20 protein-coding genes and 1 tRNA gene are annotated in these 16,628 nt (G+C 65.5%); 10 read left to right on the top strand and 11 right to left on the bottom strand.

Translation table 11 applies throughout. The features are described from left to right. Positions 1-5 precede the first annotated feature (5 nt). A complete protein-coding gene (locus FLL57_RS12610; protein WP_142883051.1) occupies positions 6-1,424 on the bottom strand; it encodes an amidase in 1,419 nt (472 codons plus the stop codon). Further along, positions 1,417-2,604, bottom strand: coding sequence for a M20 aminoacylase family protein (locus FLL57_RS12605; protein WP_142883050.1), 1,188 nt, complete (start codon positions 2,602-2,604; stop codon positions 1,417-1,419). Before FLL57_RS12605 ends, FLL57_RS12610 begins: the two co-directional genes overlap by 8 nt. A gap of 350 nt (positions 2,605-2,954) precedes the next feature. On the opposite strand from FLL57_RS12605, the gene FLL57_RS12600 reads away from it, so the two are divergent. Next, positions 2,955-3,043, top strand: a tRNA-Leu gene (locus FLL57_RS12600). Between the two features lie 56 nt (positions 3,044-3,099). Here the strand turns inward: FLL57_RS12600 and FLL57_RS12595 are convergent. Both FLL57_RS12595 and FLL57_RS12590 read right to left on the bottom strand, forming a co-directional pair. Next, positions 3,100-4,203, bottom strand: coding sequence for a Fic family protein (locus tag FLL57_RS12595; RefSeq protein WP_142883049.1), 1,104 nt, complete (start codon positions 4,201-4,203; stop codon positions 3,100-3,102). A 130-nt stretch (positions 4,204-4,333) separates the two neighbouring features. Next, positions 4,334-5,497, bottom strand: coding sequence for a Fic family protein (locus tag FLL57_RS12590; protein WP_142883048.1), 1,164 nt, complete (start codon positions 5,495-5,497; stop codon positions 4,334-4,336). Between the two features lie 322 nt (positions 5,498-5,819). Between FLL57_RS12590 and FLL57_RS12585 the strand changes: the two genes are divergently transcribed. Both FLL57_RS12585 and FLL57_RS12580 read left to right on the top strand, forming a co-directional pair. After that, positions 5,820-6,020 carry a hypothetical protein gene (locus FLL57_RS12585; protein ID WP_047307408.1) on the top strand — a complete coding sequence of 67 codons (201 nt, stop codon included), beginning with the start codon at positions 5,820-5,822 and terminating at the stop codon, positions 6,018-6,020. 6 nt (positions 6,021-6,026) lie between these two features. Further along, positions 6,027-6,605: a Fic/DOC family protein gene (locus tag FLL57_RS12580; RefSeq protein ID WP_047307409.1), complete on the top strand. Its 579-nt coding sequence runs from the start codon at positions 6,027-6,029 to the stop codon at positions 6,603-6,605. A gap of 32 nt (positions 6,606-6,637) precedes the next feature. Here FLL57_RS12580 and FLL57_RS12575 read toward each other — a convergent pair whose 3' ends face one another. The 3 genes from FLL57_RS12575 to FLL57_RS12565 all read right to left on the bottom strand — a co-directional run bounded on the left by FLL57_RS12575 (position 6,638) and on the right by FLL57_RS12565 (position 8,550). After that, the gene (locus FLL57_RS12575) at positions 6,638-7,144 is read right to left on the bottom strand and encodes a GNAT family N-acetyltransferase (RefSeq protein ID WP_047307410.1); all 507 of its coding nucleotides are present in this window, start codon (positions 7,142-7,144) and stop codon (positions 6,638-6,640) included. A 26-nt stretch (positions 7,145-7,170) separates the two neighbouring features. Next, positions 7,171-8,013, bottom strand: coding sequence for a glycosyltransferase family 92 protein (locus FLL57_RS12570; RefSeq protein WP_235677136.1), 843 nt, complete (start codon positions 8,011-8,013; stop codon positions 7,171-7,173). A gap of 108 nt (positions 8,014-8,121) precedes the next feature. Further along, the gene (locus FLL57_RS12565; protein ID WP_013501697.1) at positions 8,122-8,550 is read right to left on the bottom strand and encodes a universal stress protein; all 429 of its coding nucleotides are present in this window, start codon (positions 8,548-8,550) and stop codon (positions 8,122-8,124) included. A gap of 164 nt (positions 8,551-8,714) precedes the next feature. Here FLL57_RS12565 and FLL57_RS12560 point away from each other — a divergent pair, with 164 nt between their 5' ends. Next, complete coding sequence (locus FLL57_RS12560) at positions 8,715-9,119, top strand: twin-arginine translocation pathway signal (protein WP_142883046.1); 405 nt, start codon at positions 8,715-8,717, stop codon at positions 9,117-9,119. A 49-nt stretch (positions 9,120-9,168) separates the two neighbouring features. On the opposite strand, the gene FLL57_RS12555 is transcribed toward FLL57_RS12560, so the two are convergent. Both FLL57_RS12555 and FLL57_RS12550 read right to left on the bottom strand, forming a co-directional pair. Further along, positions 9,169-10,362, bottom strand: a complete 1,194-nt coding sequence (locus FLL57_RS12555) for an FAD-dependent monooxygenase (RefSeq protein ID WP_142883045.1) — start codon at positions 10,360-10,362, stop codon at positions 9,169-9,171. Between the two features lie 18 nt (positions 10,363-10,380). Further along, entirely contained in the window at positions 10,381-10,626 is a 246-nt protein-coding gene (locus FLL57_RS12550) for a zinc-finger domain-containing protein (protein ID WP_013501700.1), read from the bottom strand. A 210-nt stretch (positions 10,627-10,836) separates the two neighbouring features. On the opposite strand from FLL57_RS12550, the gene FLL57_RS12545 reads away from it, so the two are divergent. The 4 genes from FLL57_RS12545 to FLL57_RS12530 all read left to right on the top strand — a co-directional run bounded on the left by FLL57_RS12545 (position 10,837) and on the right by FLL57_RS12530 (position 14,371). Then, complete coding sequence (locus FLL57_RS12545; RefSeq protein ID WP_142883044.1) at positions 10,837-11,985, top strand: hypothetical protein; 1,149 nt, start codon at positions 10,837-10,839, stop codon at positions 11,983-11,985. Between the two features lie 168 nt (positions 11,986-12,153). Then, entirely contained in the window at positions 12,154-12,906 is a 753-nt protein-coding gene (locus FLL57_RS12540) for an alpha/beta fold hydrolase (RefSeq protein ID WP_142883043.1), read from the top strand. Between the two features lie 234 nt (positions 12,907-13,140). Further along, a complete protein-coding gene (cysE, locus tag FLL57_RS12535) occupies positions 13,141-13,968 on the top strand; it encodes a serine O-acetyltransferase (protein ID WP_013501703.1) in 828 nt (275 codons plus the stop codon). Between the two features lie 184 nt (positions 13,969-14,152). Continuing rightward, positions 14,153-14,371, top strand: a complete 219-nt coding sequence (locus FLL57_RS12530; RefSeq protein ID WP_013501704.1) for a DUF3126 family protein — start codon at positions 14,153-14,155, stop codon at positions 14,369-14,371. Positions 14,372-14,385: 14 nt separating this feature from the next. Here FLL57_RS12530 and FLL57_RS12525 read toward each other — a convergent pair whose 3' ends face one another. After that, positions 14,386-15,093 carry a hypothetical protein gene (locus FLL57_RS12525; protein ID WP_142883042.1) on the bottom strand — a complete coding sequence of 236 codons (708 nt, stop codon included), beginning with the start codon at positions 15,091-15,093 and terminating at the stop codon, positions 14,386-14,388. A 193-nt stretch (positions 15,094-15,286) separates the two neighbouring features. On the opposite strand from FLL57_RS12525, the gene FLL57_RS12520 reads away from it, so the two are divergent. Both FLL57_RS12520 and FLL57_RS12515 read left to right on the top strand, forming a co-directional pair. Continuing rightward, positions 15,287-15,625 carry a DUF6949 family protein gene (locus FLL57_RS12520; RefSeq protein ID WP_142883041.1) on the top strand — a complete coding sequence of 113 codons (339 nt, stop codon included), beginning with the start codon at positions 15,287-15,289 and terminating at the stop codon, positions 15,623-15,625. A 59-nt stretch (positions 15,626-15,684) separates the two neighbouring features. Further along, positions 15,685-16,215 (top strand): gamma carbonic anhydrase family protein, encoded by a 531-nt coding sequence (locus tag FLL57_RS12515; protein ID WP_013501707.1) that lies wholly within the window; start codon positions 15,685-15,687, stop codon positions 16,213-16,215. Positions 16,216-16,340: 125 nt separating this feature from the next. On the opposite strand, the gene FLL57_RS12510 is transcribed toward FLL57_RS12515, so the two are convergent. Beyond that, positions 16,341-16,613, bottom strand: a complete 273-nt coding sequence (locus tag FLL57_RS12510) for a hypothetical protein (protein ID WP_142883040.1) — start codon at positions 16,611-16,613, stop codon at positions 16,341-16,343. Positions 16,614-16,628 lie beyond the last annotated feature (15 nt).

The raw sequence follows: 16,628 nt of genomic DNA, 5'->3' as shown, positions 1-16,628 counted from the left end.
CTTGGTCAAGCGCGCGGCACGACCGGCCACGGCTTCTGTTCGCCGCGCAGGCCTTCGAACGCCTTCGCCATGCGCAGCACGCCGAGATCATCGAAGCGTTTGCCGACGATCTGCACGCCGATCGGGAAGCCCTTGGCGCTGTAGCCGGCGTTGATCGAGGCGGCGGGATTCTCCGCCATATTCCAGGGCACGGTATAGAGGATGTGATCGAACGGCCGGTCCGGATCATTCCACGGCGACGCGACGTCGGCGGCGAAGCTCACCACCGGCGCCACCGGCGAGATCAGATAGTCGATGCCGGCAAACAGCTTCGCGCCGAGCGCGCGCATCGCCATGGTCTGGTTGAAGCCGCGGACCACCTCGACACCGCTCAGCCGCGCGCCGGGCTCGGCCCAGCGCACGATGTAGGGCAGCACGCGTGCGCGCTGCTCGTCGGAGAATTGCGCCAGATCGCTCCACATCCGCGCCCGCCAGAACGCGTCGAGCCCGTCCATCATCTCGCGCGTGAAGCCGAGCCCGACCGGCTCGACGATCGCGCCCTGCGCCTCGAAGGTGCGCGCCGCCTGCGTGACGACGTCGCGCACCTCGTCCTCCAGCGCCATGCCGAAGCCGAGATCGGTGAGCAGGCCGATTTTCTTGCCGCGCATATCGACGTCGAGCTCACTCCAGTCGAAATCGTGCGGCGGCAGGCTCATGCCGTCGCGGCCGTCGGGCTGCGACAGCACGCTCATCATCAACGCGGCGTCGTCGACGGTGCGGGTCATCGGCCCGGCGCAGCGGCCCACATAGGGCGGATCGATCGGCACGCGGCCGAGGCTCGGCTTCAGCGCGAAGATGCCGCACCACGCCGCCGGCAGCCGCACCGAGCCGCCGATATCGGTGCCGAGATGCAGCGGCCCGTAGCCGGCCGCGCCCGCAGCGCCGGCGCCGGCCGAGGAGCCGCCGGTGTTCTGCGACACGTCCCACGGATTGCGGGTGACGCCGTGGAAGCTGGAGAGGCCCGACGACAGCATGCCGAAATCCGGCATCGTCGTCTTGCTCCACAGAATGCCGCCGGCTTCGCGCAGCCGCGCGGCGGGCGGCGCATCGGCCGTGGCCGGCGTCAGCGGCGTGATCGGCACGCCGAGCGGCACCGGCACGCCTGCGGTGGCGACGTTCTCCTTGATCGTCACCGGCACGCCGTCGAGCAGGCCGAGCGGCTCGCCCTTGGCCCAGCGCTCCGTCGAGGCCTGCGCCGCCTTGCGCGCGGTGTCGGGATCGAACGCATACAGCGCATTGATATGCGGCTCCCAGCGCGTCGCCTGGGCGATCACCGCTTCCATCACCTCGCTCGGCGAGAACTGCTTGCCGTAATAGCCGGCGAGCAGTTCGGTGGCGGAGAGGTCGTGCAGCGCGGTGGCGGTGGTGGCGAGGCCGTCAGACATGCGCAGCTCCGTCGTTGCCGCCGAGCGGCAGCCGGGTTTCGATCAGCCGGGCGAACATGCTGGCGCCGACCGGCAGGATCTTGTCGTCGAGCACGAAGCCGGGATTGTGCAGCGGCACGTTGCCGTCGTGGCCGATCCAGAAATACGCGCCGGGCACCGCCTGCAGCATATCGGCGAAATCCTCGCTGCCCATCTTCGGCGTTTCGCGGGTCTTCACATTGGCTTCGCCGACGATGCTGCTCGCCACTTCGGCGACGCGCTCGCTGTGCTCGGGGGCGTTCACCAGCACGCTGAAGATGTCGCGGATGTCGACCTTGATGTCGACCTCGAACGCCGCCGCGATGCCGGCCGCGACCGCGCGCATCCGGGTGCGGATCAGGTTGCGGATCTCGTCGGAGAACGCGCGCACCGTGCCGGCGAGCCGAGCTTCGCCGGGGATCACGTTGTAGGCCGAGCCGGAGTGGATCTGGGTGATCGACAGCACCGCAGATTGCAGCGGATCGACGTTGCGGCTGACGATGGTCTGCAGCGCCTGGCCGAGCGTCATCGCGATCACCACCGGGTCCTTGGAGCGTTCCGGCATTGCGCCGTGGGCGCCGTAGCCCGAGATGGTGATGTCGAAGAAATCGGCGCCGGCCATCGCCGGGCCGGGCCGGATCGCGATCTCGCCATGGCCGAGGTCCGGCGCGTTGTGCAGGCCGTAGACTTCGTCGCACGGAAATTTCTCGAACAATCCGTCCTTCAGCATCGCGCGGGCGCCGCCGAGGCCTTCCTCGGCGGGCTGGAAGATGAAGTGCACGGTGCCGTCGAAATTGCGGGTCTCGGCGAGATAACGTGCGGTGCCGAGCAGCATGGTGGTGTGGGCGTCGTGGCCGCAGCCGTGGAAGCGGCCGGGGATGGTCGAACGCCACGGCAGGTTGGTGGCTTCGTCCATCGGCAGCGCGTCCATGTCGGCGCGCAGACCGATGCGGCGGCCGCCGTCGCCTTTGCCCTTCAGCACGCCGACGACGCCGGTGCCGCCGATGCCGCGATGCACCTCGATGCCCCATTGCCCGAGCTTGTCGGCGACGATGCCCGAGGTCCGCACCTCTTCGAAGCCGATCTCGGGATGGGCGTGGAGGTCGCGGCGGATCGCGGTCAGTTCGTCGGCGAAGGCGTCGATACGGTCGATGGTCGGCATGCGCGGGTCACCTCGGCTGTGGTGGGCTCTATGGGACGTCTCGGGCGGCCTGCATGCAAGGAACGGGCAAGAGCGGGGCAGGGCAGAGGGAGAGCGGAATCGGCATCGGCGTGAGACAGACCGCCGTGCCCGACGCCGCAGGCGCCGTGCGTATTCCAGCCGACAATGCGGGGCGATGTCAAAGCGCGCGGACGGCGAAGTCACCGCTTCGCTGCAACCCCGCTTTGCGTTGCGTCGCAGGGTCGATTATGAATGCGGCGCACTGGCGCGGAACTTGGCAAGGTCACGGCCGCCGAGCCGGACAGCCACCGCCGCAGCCGCCAGTTTTCGGCGGCCTCGCGGTCCGGGATGCGGGCGTGGCGAAATTGGTAGACGCAAGGGACTTAAAATCCCTCGGCTCGAAAGAGCTGTGCCGGTTCGACCCCGGCCGCCCGCACCAGCACTCAAGTCCGATAATGAACATCGATAACAAGGCTGGATTCGCTGGGGAGGCGATTAGTCCAGCTTCAGGTGATAGCGAGTATAGCGCAGTTCACCCGTTCGGGTCAGGGCGTCCTTTGCAACAAGGTCTTGTAGATCACGCGTGGCGGTGGAGCGGGTCGCCTTGGTGATGGTGATATAGTTCTCTGCGCTCAGGCCGCCTTTGAAGCCTTCGATCCCTTCCTCGAACATGCGCGCGATAGCCTTCTCTTGCCTTTCATTCAATTGACCACGCAGGCGCCCGTAGAATCGGGTCTTGGCAAGGGAGAACTCGACCCGCTTATTGGTGTTGTCCTGAGCTTCAAGGACCGTCTTCCCGAAATAGACCAGCCAGTCGGTGACTTCGGTCGACTTGTTATTGTGCTCCAAGGCGTCGTAGTAGGCTTTCCGTTTATGTTGGATGGTGTAGGCAAGAGCGATGAGCGTGGGCTGGTTGAGGTTTTGTGCCAGTGATTTCTCAGCCAAGGCACGCGCGATCCGCCCGTTGCCATCTTCAAATGGGTGAATGCTGACAAAGTAGAGGTGAGCAAGCCCGGCGCGTGTGAGCGCGGGCAGCGCTTGGGGGCCACCGGGAGCGGTTTCGTTGAACCAGTTGATGAAAGCCGTCATCTCCTCCGTCACGCGCTCTGACGGTGGAGCTTCGAAGTGGACTCTGCGGTGTGCGATTGGTCCTGACACGACCTGCATGGGATCGGCGTGAGTCCTGTAGGCCCCCACCACCCGGATGGACATCGTCTGCGCCATGAGCATCTGGTGCCACCCGAACAGAGCCTCGTGGGTGAGTGGCTCGGCAAACCTGCGATAGAGGTCGACCATCATCTCGGCGATGCCGCGTTCGGCCGCTGGCACGTCCGGTTGATCCTTCGCGAGGCCGAATTGATAGCGAAGCGAGGACTGCACGCTATCGCGGTTCAGGATCTCGCCTTCGATTTCTGAGGTCTTGAGGGCTTCCTCACTGATCAACTCGATGCGGAGGCTGGTCTGTTCATCCTGGCTGACGTGCTTGAAGGCTCCGATGAACTCTCCGGAGCGCAAGAGAAAATCGCTTTCAAATTTATCTAACCCTTTGGCTTCGTAAGAAAAAACGGGCCAGTTCGGGTCCTCCCAATTCCAAGACATGAGCTATAGAACTCCTTTCTATAGCCCAATATTGGAAGAAAAATGAGTTATAGCAAGGCATTCTATGCCTCATCGGGCGTGAACGCGTCGTGCGGGTTCGACGCCGCCGTCGGCACCAGCAGTTCGGCGGTCAGGTCGCGGCCGCCGGTCCCACATACAGGCGCGGAAACCATCGGTCGATGACGGCCAGCGGGAAGCCGAGCCGCACCGCGGAGCGTGAGGTCGGCGAGATCAGGAAGCCTTTTTCAATGAGGGTATTGAGCACCGTTCGTGCTTGGCGTTCCTGATAACCGGTCAGTTCGGGAGCCTTGCCGCGCGCGAACTCGCCGCAGAGCAGGGCTTCACGAAGAAGTGGCCAACTGCCTTTGAGAAGGCGGCCAGCGCGGGTTTCTTCTTCGCACCAGATCTCGATGCGACGTTGGAGTTCGCCGGGTTCGAACAGGGAGTTCATAAAGACGATCTGGTCGACGCAACTGGTGAGAAAGAACGTGCAGAAGTCCACCAGGCCCGATTGGGTAAGGTTGCCGCGACCGTCGAGATCGCCCCGCCGTGGTTCATCGGCGGCTTGCAGGGCGGCCTTGTACTTATCGACCGCCCGGGCGAGTCCTCGTGAGACCGACCAGAGGCTCGAGCCGATGCCGAGCTCTTTCAGGAAGGCGTGGGAGAACAGGCGCGCGACGCGGCCGTTGCCATCGGCGAAGGGGTGAATCCACAGCAGTCTGTGGTGGGACGCCGCCACACCGACGATGCGTTGGATGGTCGATAGCTTGGTGTCGCCATAGGCGCTTGCGAAGCGGATCAGCAAGGGCCCGAGGTCCTCTGACATCGGGGCGATGTGACGCCCGACCTGGACGGCCACCTTCCGCAGTTCGCCCGGGATCACCCGCTCTTGTTTGCCGGTGCGTGGATCAGAGACAATCAGGAGGTCCTCAGGTAGTTGCTGGCAGAACTCCTTATGTACCCACTCGATGAAGGTCGTTGACGTTGACGGCTGGGGAGCTTCGCCGAGGTCGATCTTCCGCTGGACGTCGATGTGGGCGCGGGCTTCGAGCTGGAGGTTTCGCTTTTCCGGTTCGGCGCTGTAGTCCCCGGCCAGGGCCCGGTCGATATCGACGGGGTGGGTGTGGTGCCCCTCGATGAGATTGCTGTAGTAGCAGTTCATCGACCGGACGAGGTCGCCGACGTTCGTCTGGATGATCGGATGGAGGCGGCCCGCCAGGGCGTTGCTCTTGGCGACGAGGTCGGTCGCAAGATCCGTAAGCGCCTTGTTTTCTTCCGGGAACAACGGTTCCATGGCGGTGGGGGAGCTCAATTTTTGCCGCTTTCTTTGCCGGTTTAAATCTATAAATATCAATAGTTTATAGATAAATAGGCCATTGATATTGCCGGTTATTATGCCGGGTGGGGCGGCTATTGGCAACGGCACCGGTTGCCAGGTCCGCACGAGCGCTGCGTTTTGCAATCAAAAAATACTAAATAAACCAGCTAGTTAACATATGGCCATTAGGACTTAAGATCCCTCGGCTCGAAAGAGCTGTGCCGGTTCGACCCCGGCCGCCTGCACCAAGCCACCATGCCGCCTGCGGTCCCCGGCGATTTGTGATACGATTGTCTCCATGGCTTCGAAAAAGACATCGCTGAAAACGAACGAGACGCGCGGCTTCGTGATCGGCAGCGACCGATTCAGGAAGATCAGCTCCGTCGAAGGCATCGAGTATTCGCCCGATATGAAGGGCTGCAAGGCTGCGGCCAAGAGCGAGGCCCGTAGTCCCGAAGCACGTCGCAACGCGATCATCAAGGCGTACAGCAAAGCGTAGTCTTCGATGTATGACGCCGTGGCCGATGACTACTGCTATCCCGGCACGACGGTCCTGAAGAATAAGCTGGATCTGCGCGATGCAGCCGAACTATCGCAATTCGAAGCAGAGATCAGCGACGCGCGGGCCGATGAAGAAGTCCCCGATGGCAATCTGGATTTCGAGCACTTCAAGGCGATTCACCATCACCTGTTTCAGGATGTGTACGAGTGGGCCGGCCAGATACGAAATGTCCGCATCGCCAAAAACAGAAGTATGTTCTGCTACCCGGAGAACATCGAGACCGAAGCAGAGAAGCTCTTTGCTGAGCTGAAACGAAGCGATTGGCTACGAGGACTCGATGCAGCGGAGTTCGCTGCCAAGTCGGCGCACTTCCTTGCCGAACTCAACGCCATTCACGCCTTCCGCGAGGGCAATGGCCGTACGCAGCTGTCGTTCTTCCTTTTGGTCGCTGAGCGGGCCGGTCGTCCAATCGGACTCGAGAAATTGCAGCCGGCTGCGTTTCTGGATGCCATGATCGCAAGCTTCAATGGAGACGAGATGCCTCTTGCGGCTGCGATCGAGGCGTTGATCGATAATTCCTAGCTGTTGGCTCAGCCCTGGCTGCGCAAGAGAGCTTAGCTCTGATCTCGGTCACCACTGCGATCATGCTGACCGCACGTGGCCAACGATTTCATCCGCTTCACCATATGCACCACCCGTGCTCCGTTGGCCCGCGTCTCCAGCCGTTCCTGTGCGTAGCCGAGCGATGCGTAGAGCCGGATGTTCTCTTCGAAGCGTTCGTTGGTGTAGAGCCGCAGGGTGTTGCGGTCCGCCTCACGCGCGATCTGTTCGGCGAGCGCCATCAGGCGGCGGCCGTGGCCGCGTTTCTGGGCGTCCGGCGAGACCGCGACGTTGACGATCAACAGATCGTCGTCGCGCAGCTCGGTCTCGATCAGCGCCGCCAACACGCCGTTGGCTTCGAGCAGGTCGAAGCGATGCTCCTGGATCGCCGCCGCGTAGTCGGCGAGCATCGGCAGCGGCTCGTAGCCGATCAGCGCCAGCCATTTGGCGTAGGCACGCATCGTCAGGTCGGTGATCGCCGCGACGTCGGCGGGCGTGCCGCGCCGGATCAATACAGGCATGCGATGCCTTTCGTCTCCTGGCGTGGTCAGCCCGCCTTCGCCGCGTCCTCCGCCTTGCCGAATACCCGATCCAGCACCGGCAGGATCGAGGTGTCGTCTTCGGCGTTCATGTCTTTCTCGGCGGCGAAGTGCCAGTCGCTGTCGCGCGGCACCGGCGTCGAGGCGTCGCCGCGCTGGATCTTGGTCTGCAGGTCGGACAGCGAGCGCGACCAGTAGTGATTGAGGCGGAGCAGGTCGAGCACCGGGCGGTCGCCCTGGAACGGCCGGCCCATGGTGTCGATGGTGTCGCCCTGCCAGTATTTGTAGAGATGCACGTTGCGGATGGCGCGGATCCAGCGCGGGTTGGCGATGGTCTTGGCCGAGATCTTCGACAGCGGCGAGCGCTTGGTGAAGGCGCGGCTGATCGGCACCGGCGGCCGCTGCTCGTGGCCGGCCGAGCCGAAATACGGCGAGAACACGCCGACCGCGGGCGCGCCGTCGAACCGGCCGAGCACGTCGGTGACTTTGTCCGCGACCGGCGAGAACAGGAACTCGTCGATGTCGATGAACGCCATCCACTTCGCATCCAGCATGTGCTGCTTGATGCAGTGGCGATACGCCGGCAGCTGCCCGACCTCGACCGGCCAGTCGGTCAGCGTCACCAGCCCGCGCGCGATCCACGGCGCCAGCACGTCGCGGAAGTGATCGGTGCTGAAATTGTTGTAGAGGTAGAAATGGCCGACGCCGACGGCCTCGTGGAAGCGCAGCCACTCGTCGAGGAACGGCGCCTCTTCGCGGAAGATCGCCACCACCGCCAGCGTCGGCACGTCGCGCTGCGCGACGATACGGTCGCGCGCCCGCGCCCGCCACACCCAGGGGGCACGCAGCATTTGCTTCAATCCCGACACCGCTCGCTCCTCGGAAAGCCTGTTCGATTGCGGCGCGACACTGTTCCAAACCCGCCGGTTTGGCAAGGCGAGCGCGGCGCGAGTGGGCGGTTACTTCACCAGCGTCACAGGTAGTTTGGTCAGGTGGACGACCTTGTTGGCCACCGAGCCGAGCACCAGATTGCCGATCGCGCTGCGGCCGCGGGTGCCCATCACGATGGCGCTGCAGCCCAGCTCCTCGGCGCGTTTGACGATGCGCTGCGCGGTGTCGCCGGTCAGCACTTCGGCGGTGAACGGGATGTTCGCCGCGTTCAGCTTGGTGATCGCCGGTTGCAGGATGTCGTCGCTGTGCGCGCGCTGCAGCTCCTCCATCTTCTCCTTGGAGACGTACACGGCGATCTCGCCATACAGCGCCGGTTCGGGATGAGCGTAGACCAGCACCAGCTCGATCGGGACGTTGTCGTGGGCGAGGGCGATCACCCAGTCCAGCGCGCGGCCGGCATTGGCGGAGCCGTCATAGGGGAGGAGGATCTTCGGCATCGGTCGCGTCCTGTTGGCGTTGTCGAGCGAAGTCGGAGCCGGTTCGCGTGGAGACAACGCGCCGAGTTGGACAACGGGCAGTGGGGCCTTACTGGCCGGCCACACTGCGGTCATCACAGCCTGATTTGACCGAAACCTCAACCTGGTTCACACAGCCCGTCACCATGACATCGCAACGCTCGTCCGCATCCACCGCAGCCCGCGCCGCTGCCGCCGCTACGTTTGCCGCCCTCGGCCTGTCCGGCTGCGCCGGGATCGGCGACAGTGCGCTGTCGCAGGCTTTCGTCGATCCGGCCCGCTACGCCCTGTACGACTGCAAGCAGCTCGAGGTCGAGCGCAAGGGGCTCGATGCCCAGCTCGCCCGGCTCGACGGCCTGATGCGCAAGGCGCAGACCGGGGTTGCCGGGCCGGTCGTCTCCGAAATGGCCTACCGCAACGATTACATCAACCTGAAGGCGCTATCGCGGCTCGCCGAGCAGACCTGGCGGGAGAACCGCTGCACCGAGACGGCCGAGCAGCCCGCGCCAGCGCCGGCAGAGCCCAAGCGGGCGGGGCGCGGGACGCGCTGAAGCGGCGCGCGCTCGCGCTGGTTGGCCGAGGCTGTCGGCGCTGCCGCCCTCAGCGGCGCCAGTCGTACACCCAGCTCTGCCGTGCCAGCAGCCGCTCCGGGCCGAGCGCCCGCATCGCGACGTCGCGAGCCATCGCGGCGACGCCGGGCAGGTGGTAGATCATGCCGTTCTGCCGCGCGAGCTGCTGCACCCGCTTGACCCGGGGCCGGCGCAGCGCCGCATAGCGCTGCAGCGTCGCGGCGACCTCGGCAGCGGTGCCGCCGTGGCCCTCGCCATGGCTGGCGGCGAGGCAATCCGCCAGCACAGCGGCGTCCTCGATCGCCATTCCGGCGCCCTGGGCAGCGAACGGCAGCATGCCGTGGGAGGCGTCGCCCAACAGGGCGATCGGGCCCTGGGTCCACACCCCGCCGTCCGGCATCGCGAACAGCGCCCAGCGCGTCCAGCTTGTCACCGCCCCGATCAGCCCCTGGGCGGCACCCGCCCAATGGGCGAAACGCGCAACGATCTCAGTTGGTTCGCCGCGCGCGCTCCAGCCGTGCTGGTTCCACGACCCGCTGACCACCGCCACCAGATTGATCCGGCGCCCACCGGAGATGGGATACACCACCAGATGCGCGTCCGCCCCCAGCCATAGCTGCACCCCGCGCAGCTTCTGGCCCCCGGGCATCGCCTCGGCCGGCAGCGTACCGCGCCAGGCAATCAGGCTGGAAAACAGCGGTGGAGTCTTTGGGAAAGCAAGGCCGCGCACCGCCGACCAGATGCCGTCAGCGCCGATCAGCGCCAGCCCGGACTCCTGACCGCCGCCGGCCGACACGGTGATGCCGTTGGCATGAGGCGCGACATCCTCGACGGCGCAGCCGAGCCGGAGGTCGATCGAGGGGTGTGCAGCGACCTTGGCGGCCAGCGCCGCTTGCAGATCGGCGCGATGCACCACCCAATACGGCGCGCCGGCGCGGGCGGCGACATCGCCGATCGGCATCCGCGCGATGGCACGGCCGGAGCGCGCATTGATCGCGGTGACGGCGTCGGGCGCCACCGCGCAGGCTTCGAGCCGGGATTGCAGGCCGAGATCGACCAGGATGCGGGAGGCGTTGGGGGAGAGCTGCAGGCCGGCGCCGACTTCATCGAGCCGCTCGGTCCGCTCCAGCACCACAACCCTGAATCCCTTGGCGGCGAGCGCCAAAGCCGCCGTCAGGCCGCCGATTCCGGCGCCGGCGACGATCATGGTTCGGGAGACCGCCACGTCGCGGTCAGCGTCCGATCAGGCGACCTTGTCCTTCAGCACGCATTCCGGCGGCCGCGCCTCACCCGGTTTCAAGTCCGGTGCGTAGCGATACAGCGTCGAGCAATACGGGCAGATGATCTCGTTGTCGTTGCCGAGGTCGAGAAACACATGGGGGTGATCGAACGGAGGAGCGGCGCCGACGCACATGAATTCCCGCGAACCGATTTCGATCGTCGCAACGCCGGCATCGTTCTGGAAGTGGGGAACCACGTGGTCGGACATTCAGCTCACCTTTGCTGACAGCGGATGGGCAACTAACACGGTGCAGCGCACCATACCGGCGCCGCTGCCTGATTCCTAGAGCGGCCGAATAGAGATTGCCCAGTGAAATTCGACACAATCCCGTGGTGTGGGAGAAGCCCTTCTTTCGTCTGATCGGTTGTGTCGAAGTGATGACGCACCACATCTTCTTCGGGAAAACACGAGGTTCCGATGCGGCTGCAACTCGGCGTGGCGAAGCTCTGCCTTGCAATCAGCGCTGTGGCGCTGGTGGCGGCTTGGCCGCACGCCCGCCATGGCGCTGCAATGCTGGCCGCGGGGGACGATCCGGTCCGACTATCCGAGCTGCAGATCGCGGAAGCGTTGCGGCAGGATCGCGGCATGATCGCGCGCCAGATCGAAGCCGCGCTCGCGGCCGGCGACGCCGATCTCGCACGCAGTCTGGTTGAGCTGGCCGACGCGCATCATGTTGCGCTGGCGGAGCCGCTCACCCGGCGGGTGGCGGACGCCGTCGCGGCGGAGCGTGCGCCGGCGCAAGTCGCGAGCCGGTTCGCCACCGGTCTCGTCACCGGTCAGGCCGATGATCTCGCGGGGCTGTCCGGCACGATGGCCGGCGATCTGTTCGTGTTCGGTGATATCCGTGACGTGATCCGCGAGGGCAAACATCTGGCGAGCGGAGAGGCGGCCGATCATCTGGTGCTCGGGCTCGCGGCGGCCGGCATCGCGGTGACGGCCGCGACTTATGTCAGCATCGGCGCCGCCGCTCCGGCGCGCGCCGGACTGACGCTGGTCAAGGATGCGCGCAAGGTCGGCCGCATCAGCGAGGGGCTGGCGACATGGGCCGGGCGGTCGGCGCGCGACATCGTCGATACGCCGGCGCTGCGACGTGCGGTGGCCGATGCCTCGCTGCTCCGCCCTGCAAAGACGCTCGATGCCGTGAAGGCGGCGGTCCGCACCGACAAGGCCGGCGGCCTGCTGCGGCTCGCCAAGAACGTCGGCAGGATCGGCGACAAGGCCGGCACCCGCGGGGCCTTCGATGCGCTGAAAGTCGCCGAGAGTCCGAAGGACGTCGCGCGCGCCGCCAAGCTCGCCGAGGCCAAGGGCGGTCAGACCCGCGCGATCATCAAGCTGTTCGGCCGCGGCGCCCTGCTGCTCACGGCAGGAACGTGGAATTTCGCATCGTGGATTTTCAGCGCGCTGCTGATGCTGATCGGCGTCGTCACTTCGCTGAAGGCCGGCACCGAGCGTCTGACGCAGCGCTGGCTCGACCGCCGCAAACGCAAGGCTGCCAAACGCGTGCTCGCCGCCGACACACAGCCGCAGCCGTCCGTCCGCGCGGCCTCTGCTGCGGTCGAGGCATAGTGCGAGCGCCGCCACAATGATAACGTTCTCTCCTGTTCGATACGACGGCGCCTATCGCGGCCGTGCTCGCTTGCCGAAGCGACGGATCGTGTGGTCCGGCTGCGCTCGCCGTCCGGGCTGACGACATAACCCGCCACGCTCATTCCCATCATCAACGACGGATACCTGATGCCGAGCTTCGATCACGCCGGACTCACCATCGCTTACCTCGACGACGGCGAGGGGGAGCCGATTTTGCTCATTCACGGCTTCGCGTCGAACAAGAACGTCAATTGGGTGTATCCGTCTTGGCTGTCGGAGCTGAAGCGCGCCGGCCGGCGGGTGATCGCGATCGACAATCGCGGCCACGGCGAGTCCACCAAGCTGTACGACCCGGCGGACTACACGCTCGCGGCGATGGCCGGCGATGCGCTGGCGCTGCTGGATCATCTGGAGCTGCCGCGTGCCGACGTGATGGGCTATTCGATGGGCGGGCGGATCACCGCGACGTTGGCGCGCGAGCATCCGGACCGGGTGCGCTCGGCGATTCTCGGCGGCCTCGGTCTCGGACTGATCGAAGGCGGCGGTCCGGGCGAGAACGTGGCTGCCGCGCTCGAAGCGCAATCTCTCGACGATGTCGTCGACCCGATGGGCCGCACCTTCCGCGCCTTCGCCGATCAGACGCGCTCCGACCGACGTGCGCTCGCCGCCTGCATGCGCGGCTCGCGGCGGCTGATGACACGCGAGCAGGCGGCGCAGATCGCCGTGCCGGTGCTGATCGCGGTCGGCACCACCGACGACGTCGCCGGTTCGGCGCACGCGCTCGGGGCGATCATTCCGGGCGCCGAGGTGCTCGACATCCCGCGCCGCGATCACATGCGTGCGGTCGGCGACCGGGTGTACAAGGAAGGGGTGGTGGACTTTCTCGCGCGGCGGCCGTGATGCGCCGCCGATGTCGGCCGCCGCGACGGACGTCGGGCTCTTGATTCCATCCCGGCAGCAGCCCACGTTGAAATGTCCGTGGTTGCCTGTGGCTTCGGCTGGGCTGCCGAATGTCGGGGGACGTCAATGGGTTAACATTTTGGGAGCGGGCGTCGGACGGCGCCCGCCATGCGCCGCGACAGCGCGACGCCTGCCGTGCTATAGTTTGACAACGACCCGATCGAGAGAGCCCGCATGGTGATGCATCAGATCAATCCGCAAAGTGCGACGGTCACGGCGCTCGATCCGATATGGGAACGGGTCCGCGCCGAAGCCGAGGACATCGTCCGGCGCGAGCCGGAACTGGCGTCGTTTATTTTCGCCACTGTGCTGCATCACGACCGGCTGGAAGACGCGGTCGTGCATCGCGTCGCCGAGCGGCTGGATCATTCGGCGCTGTCGGGAGATCTGATCCGCCAGACTTTCGAAGATGCGCTGCGCGACCAGCCGGACCTCGGCAATGCGTTTCGCGCCGATATGGTCGCGGTGTTCGATCGCGATCCGGCGACTTCGCGCTTCATCGATCCGCTGCTTTACTACAAGGGTTTCCACGCGATCCAGACCCATCGTCTGGCGCATTGGCTGAACGCCAAGGGCCGCAAGGATTTCGCGCTGTATCTGCAGAGCCGAGCCTCCGCGGTGTTCCAGACTGATATCAATCCGGCCGCCAAGATCGGCCGCGGCATTTTCCTCGATCACGCCACCGGGCTGGTGGTTGGCGAGACAGCGGTGATCGAGGACGACGTCTCGATCCTGCACGGCGTCACGCTCGGCGGCACCGGCAAGGAGCACGAGGATCGTCATCCGAAAATCCGCCGCGGGGTGATGATCGGCGCCGGCGCCAAGATCCTCGGCAACATCGAGGTCGGTTATTGCGCCCGCGTCGCCGCCGGTTCGGTGGTGTTGAAGCCGGTGCCGCATAATATGACCGTTGCCGGCGTGCCGGCAAAGGTGGTGGGCGAGGCCGGCTGCGCCGAGCCCTCGCGCACCATGGACCAGATGCTCAACGCGATCGGAATTTGATCGGCGCAATGCGCTTGCGCGGATCTCGATCGACCGGCCGAACGGCCGCCTCGATTGCAGTTCGCAACTCGCGACGAGGGGTTGCGGCAGCGGTCGCGAGAAAGTACTGACGGCGACCCCGGCCGCGCGATGAGCGTGCTGTCCGCCCCGCGTCGGCCGCTAATCAGTTGAATTGGAGATCACCGTGGACGTTCAGGAAGTCAGAAAACTCGATGCCTATCTCAAGCGGGTGTTCGGCAATCCGAAGATCCGCGTGGTGCCGCGCCCGAAGAAGGAAGATTCGGCCGAGGTTTACATCGGTGAGGAGTTCATCGGCGTTCTGTTCGTCGACGACGAGGACGACGATCGCTCGTTCCAGTTCCAGATGGCGATTCTGGAAGACGATCTCGCCGACGTCGACTGACCGGATCTGTCGCCTCAGCCGCGCACATGCATCTGCGCGGCGAGCTGCGCGATCGCATGCGCGACCTCCCGCCACTGCGTCAGCCATTGTCGCGGAAACCGGAAGGTGAGGTCCGCGCCATCGACCCGGATTTCGCTGAGACACATTCCCGGCGTCTGACGGTCGCGGGTGCAGCGCGCGGACAGCTCGGGCTGGTCGGCTGTGAACAGATCCTCGTTCGCATAGGGCGAGCCCTCGACGAACGAGCGCAGTGTCAGCCCGTCCGCGGTTTGCGGCGCGACCGGAGCGAGATAGCGCGGGTAGATCGTGCGCAGCCGAGTGTCGGGCGCGAGGGCGTCATGATGCGCCGCGATCGAGACGAAGATGCGATCGATCGGCTGAAATTCGGCGATCTGCTCCGCCGTCTTGTGCGCGACGTGCTCGGGCGGCGCCAGCGACGGATACAGGAAGGCCAGATCGACCCGCTCCTGCGGTCCGGAGCGCCGCTGATACTTCACCCTGAACGCCTTGGTGGGGACGTTGAACAGGGTGTCGCCGATGGTCACCGGTGTCCTGTCGGGATCGCCGACGGGCTGCACATGCCAGGTCGGCCACAGCAGATAGGCGACAGCCGCGACCGATGCCGCGCCGATGGCGCCGCCGATCATCAGCGGAACACGGGAGCTGGTCCGCGGAGCGCGGCTGTGGCGCTGGCGGCCGGCAAGCGACGATACCAAAGTCATGACGACGCGAGATGTCCGGGCCCATACGAATCGTTTCGGACTATGCCACGTGCCGAATCGCAGCCGAACGGGATTGTGCGTCGCACGCCGGCAATTTCTTCGCCCGCGCGTTAACCCTTTCTTAAGGCTGTCGTGGCGGCCTGCGCGGGATTTTGCGACATCTGGGCCTCACCCATCGAGCCGGAGGCCGCCGATGTCGCCCGATGCCTTCAACAACCTGTTCTCGCTTCTGATCGGGTTCGCCGTCGCCGGGGCCGCGACCTGCGCCTATCAGGCGCTGACGCAGCGGTCGGCAGGTTTCGCGATGTTGCAGCAAGGCGTGGCGACGCAGAGCTTCGCCGCCGTGCCGTTCCTGATGTTCGCCGCTCCATTCATCATCATGCGCAACACCTTGCTCGGGCCGCGCACCACCATCACCGCGCGACGGCGCGCCGAATTCGTGATGCTGGCGACCGTGATCGCGGGCACCTGGAGTCTGATGTCCGGAACCGTGGTGTTGATGGCGCTGCACGCGGTCGGGCTGATCGCCTGAAAACGATTGCGTCGTCCCGCTCGCATTTGCGATGACGAGAGCGGGGACAGGAGACAGCGATGGCAATCTACGAACTCGACGGGCAGGCGCCGGTTCTTCCGGCTGACGGAAAGTACTTCGTGGCCGATAACGCCGCTGTAGTCGGCAAGGTCCGTCTCGGGGGATCGGTGTCGGTGTGGTTCGGCGCAGTGTTGCGCGGCGACAACGAGTGGATCGAGATCGGCGAAGGGTCGAACATCCAGGATGGCACCACCTGCCATACCGATCCGGGTTTTCCGCTCACCGTCGGCAAGGGTTGTACCATCGGCCATAACGTCATCCTGCACGGCTGCACGATCGAAGACAGCGTGCTGATCGGGATGGGCGCGATCGTCATGAACGGCGCCAAGCTGGCACGCGGCTGCGTCGTCGGCGCAGGGGCCGTGGTCACCGAAGGCAAGTCGTTTCCCGAAAATTCGCTGATCCTCGGCGCACCCGCCAAGATTGCGCGGACGCTCACGCCGGAGCAGGTGCAGGCCATGCTGGCCGGCGCCGGGTTCTACGTCGCCAACGGACAGCGTTACGCCAAGGGCTTGAAGAAGATCGGCTGAGGTCCATCGGCCGCGGCGGTCGCGGCGCTCAAGTCCCCTCCGATTCGCTCGCCTCCATCGCCGTCGCGATGCGCTCGTGGCCGGCCGCCCACAGCGCGTGTTCTTCGCTGCCGTCGTGATACGGATTAGCTTCGGCGGGAATGTTGTCGCGCGCTGCGCGTTCGCCCCGTGTGAACGGATCCGGGTCGCGTGACATCGGCTGCTCCTCCATGCTTGCGATGCGAGCCGGCCGCTGCGCTCTTGCGCAGAGCGTCCTTCAAGTCGATCGGCACGCCGTGCTTCTTCAGCAGATCGGCGAAGGCTTCGTCGGCGAGCTCCTGCAGGCTAGCCATCCGATCGCGGCCGAGCCGCTTCAGCTTGTCGAAAGTCTCGTCTTCGAAGCCGATCAGCTTGCGCATCGCGGGGTCTCCGCG

Origin of the sequence: Rhodopseudomonas palustris (genome assembly GCF_007005445.1) — a bacterium.
Taxonomy (GTDB): Bacteria; Pseudomonadota; Alphaproteobacteria; order Rhizobiales; family Xanthobacteraceae; genus Rhodopseudomonas; species Rhodopseudomonas palustris_G.
The sequence above is the reverse complement of the archived record's forward strand: the minus strand, read 5'-3'. Positions and strand labels throughout refer to the sequence as shown.

Bases quoted from the DNA above. Each gene is read 5' to 3' on its own strand.
- FLL57_RS12610 (WP_142883051.1), bottom strand. From the start codon at position 1,424: ATGTCTGACGGCCTCGCCACCACCGCCACCGCGCTGCACGACCTCTCC.
- FLL57_RS12605 (WP_142883050.1), bottom strand. From the start codon at position 2,604: ATGCCGACCATCGACCGTATCGACGCCTTCGCCGACGAACTGACCGCG.
- FLL57_RS12595 (WP_142883049.1), bottom strand. From the start codon at position 4,203: ATGTCTTGGAATTGGGAGGACCCGAACTGGCCCGTTTTTTCTTACGAA.
- FLL57_RS12590 (WP_142883048.1), bottom strand. From the start codon at position 5,497: ATGGAACCGTTGTTCCCGGAAGAAAACAAGGCGCTTACGGATCTTGCG.
- FLL57_RS12585 (WP_047307408.1), top strand. From the start codon at position 5,820: ATGGCTTCGAAAAAGACATCGCTGAAAACGAACGAGACGCGCGGCTTC.
- FLL57_RS12580 (WP_047307409.1), top strand. From the start codon at position 6,027: ATGTATGACGCCGTGGCCGATGACTACTGCTATCCCGGCACGACGGTC.
- FLL57_RS12575 (WP_047307410.1), bottom strand. From the start codon at position 7,144: ATGCCTGTATTGATCCGGCGCGGCACGCCCGCCGACGTCGCGGCGATC.
- FLL57_RS12570 (WP_235677136.1), bottom strand. From the start codon at position 8,013: ATGCTGCGTGCCCCCTGGGTGTGGCGGGCGCGGGCGCGCGACCGTATC.
- FLL57_RS12565 (WP_013501697.1), bottom strand. From the start codon at position 8,550: ATGCCGAAGATCCTCCTCCCCTATGACGGCTCCGCCAATGCCGGCCGC.
- FLL57_RS12560 (WP_142883046.1), top strand. From the start codon at position 8,715: ATGACATCGCAACGCTCGTCCGCATCCACCGCAGCCCGCGCCGCTGCC.
- FLL57_RS12550 (WP_013501700.1), bottom strand. From the start codon at position 10,626: ATGTCCGACCACGTGGTTCCCCACTTCCAGAACGATGCCGGCGTTGCG.
- FLL57_RS12545 (WP_142883044.1), top strand. From the start codon at position 10,837: ATGCGGCTGCAACTCGGCGTGGCGAAGCTCTGCCTTGCAATCAGCGCT.
- FLL57_RS12540 (WP_142883043.1), top strand. From the start codon at position 12,154: ATGCCGAGCTTCGATCACGCCGGACTCACCATCGCTTACCTCGACGAC.
- cysE (WP_013501703.1), top strand. From the start codon at position 13,141: ATGGTGATGCATCAGATCAATCCGCAAAGTGCGACGGTCACGGCGCTC.
- FLL57_RS12525 (WP_142883042.1), bottom strand. From the start codon at position 15,093: ATGACTTTGGTATCGTCGCTTGCCGGCCGCCAGCGCCACAGCCGCGCT.
- FLL57_RS12520 (WP_142883041.1), top strand. From the start codon at position 15,287: ATGTCGCCCGATGCCTTCAACAACCTGTTCTCGCTTCTGATCGGGTTC.
- FLL57_RS12515 (WP_013501707.1), top strand. From the start codon at position 15,685: ATGGCAATCTACGAACTCGACGGGCAGGCGCCGGTTCTTCCGGCTGAC.
- FLL57_RS12510 (WP_142883040.1), bottom strand. From the start codon at position 16,613: ATGCGCAAGCTGATCGGCTTCGAAGACGAGACTTTCGACAAGCTGAAG.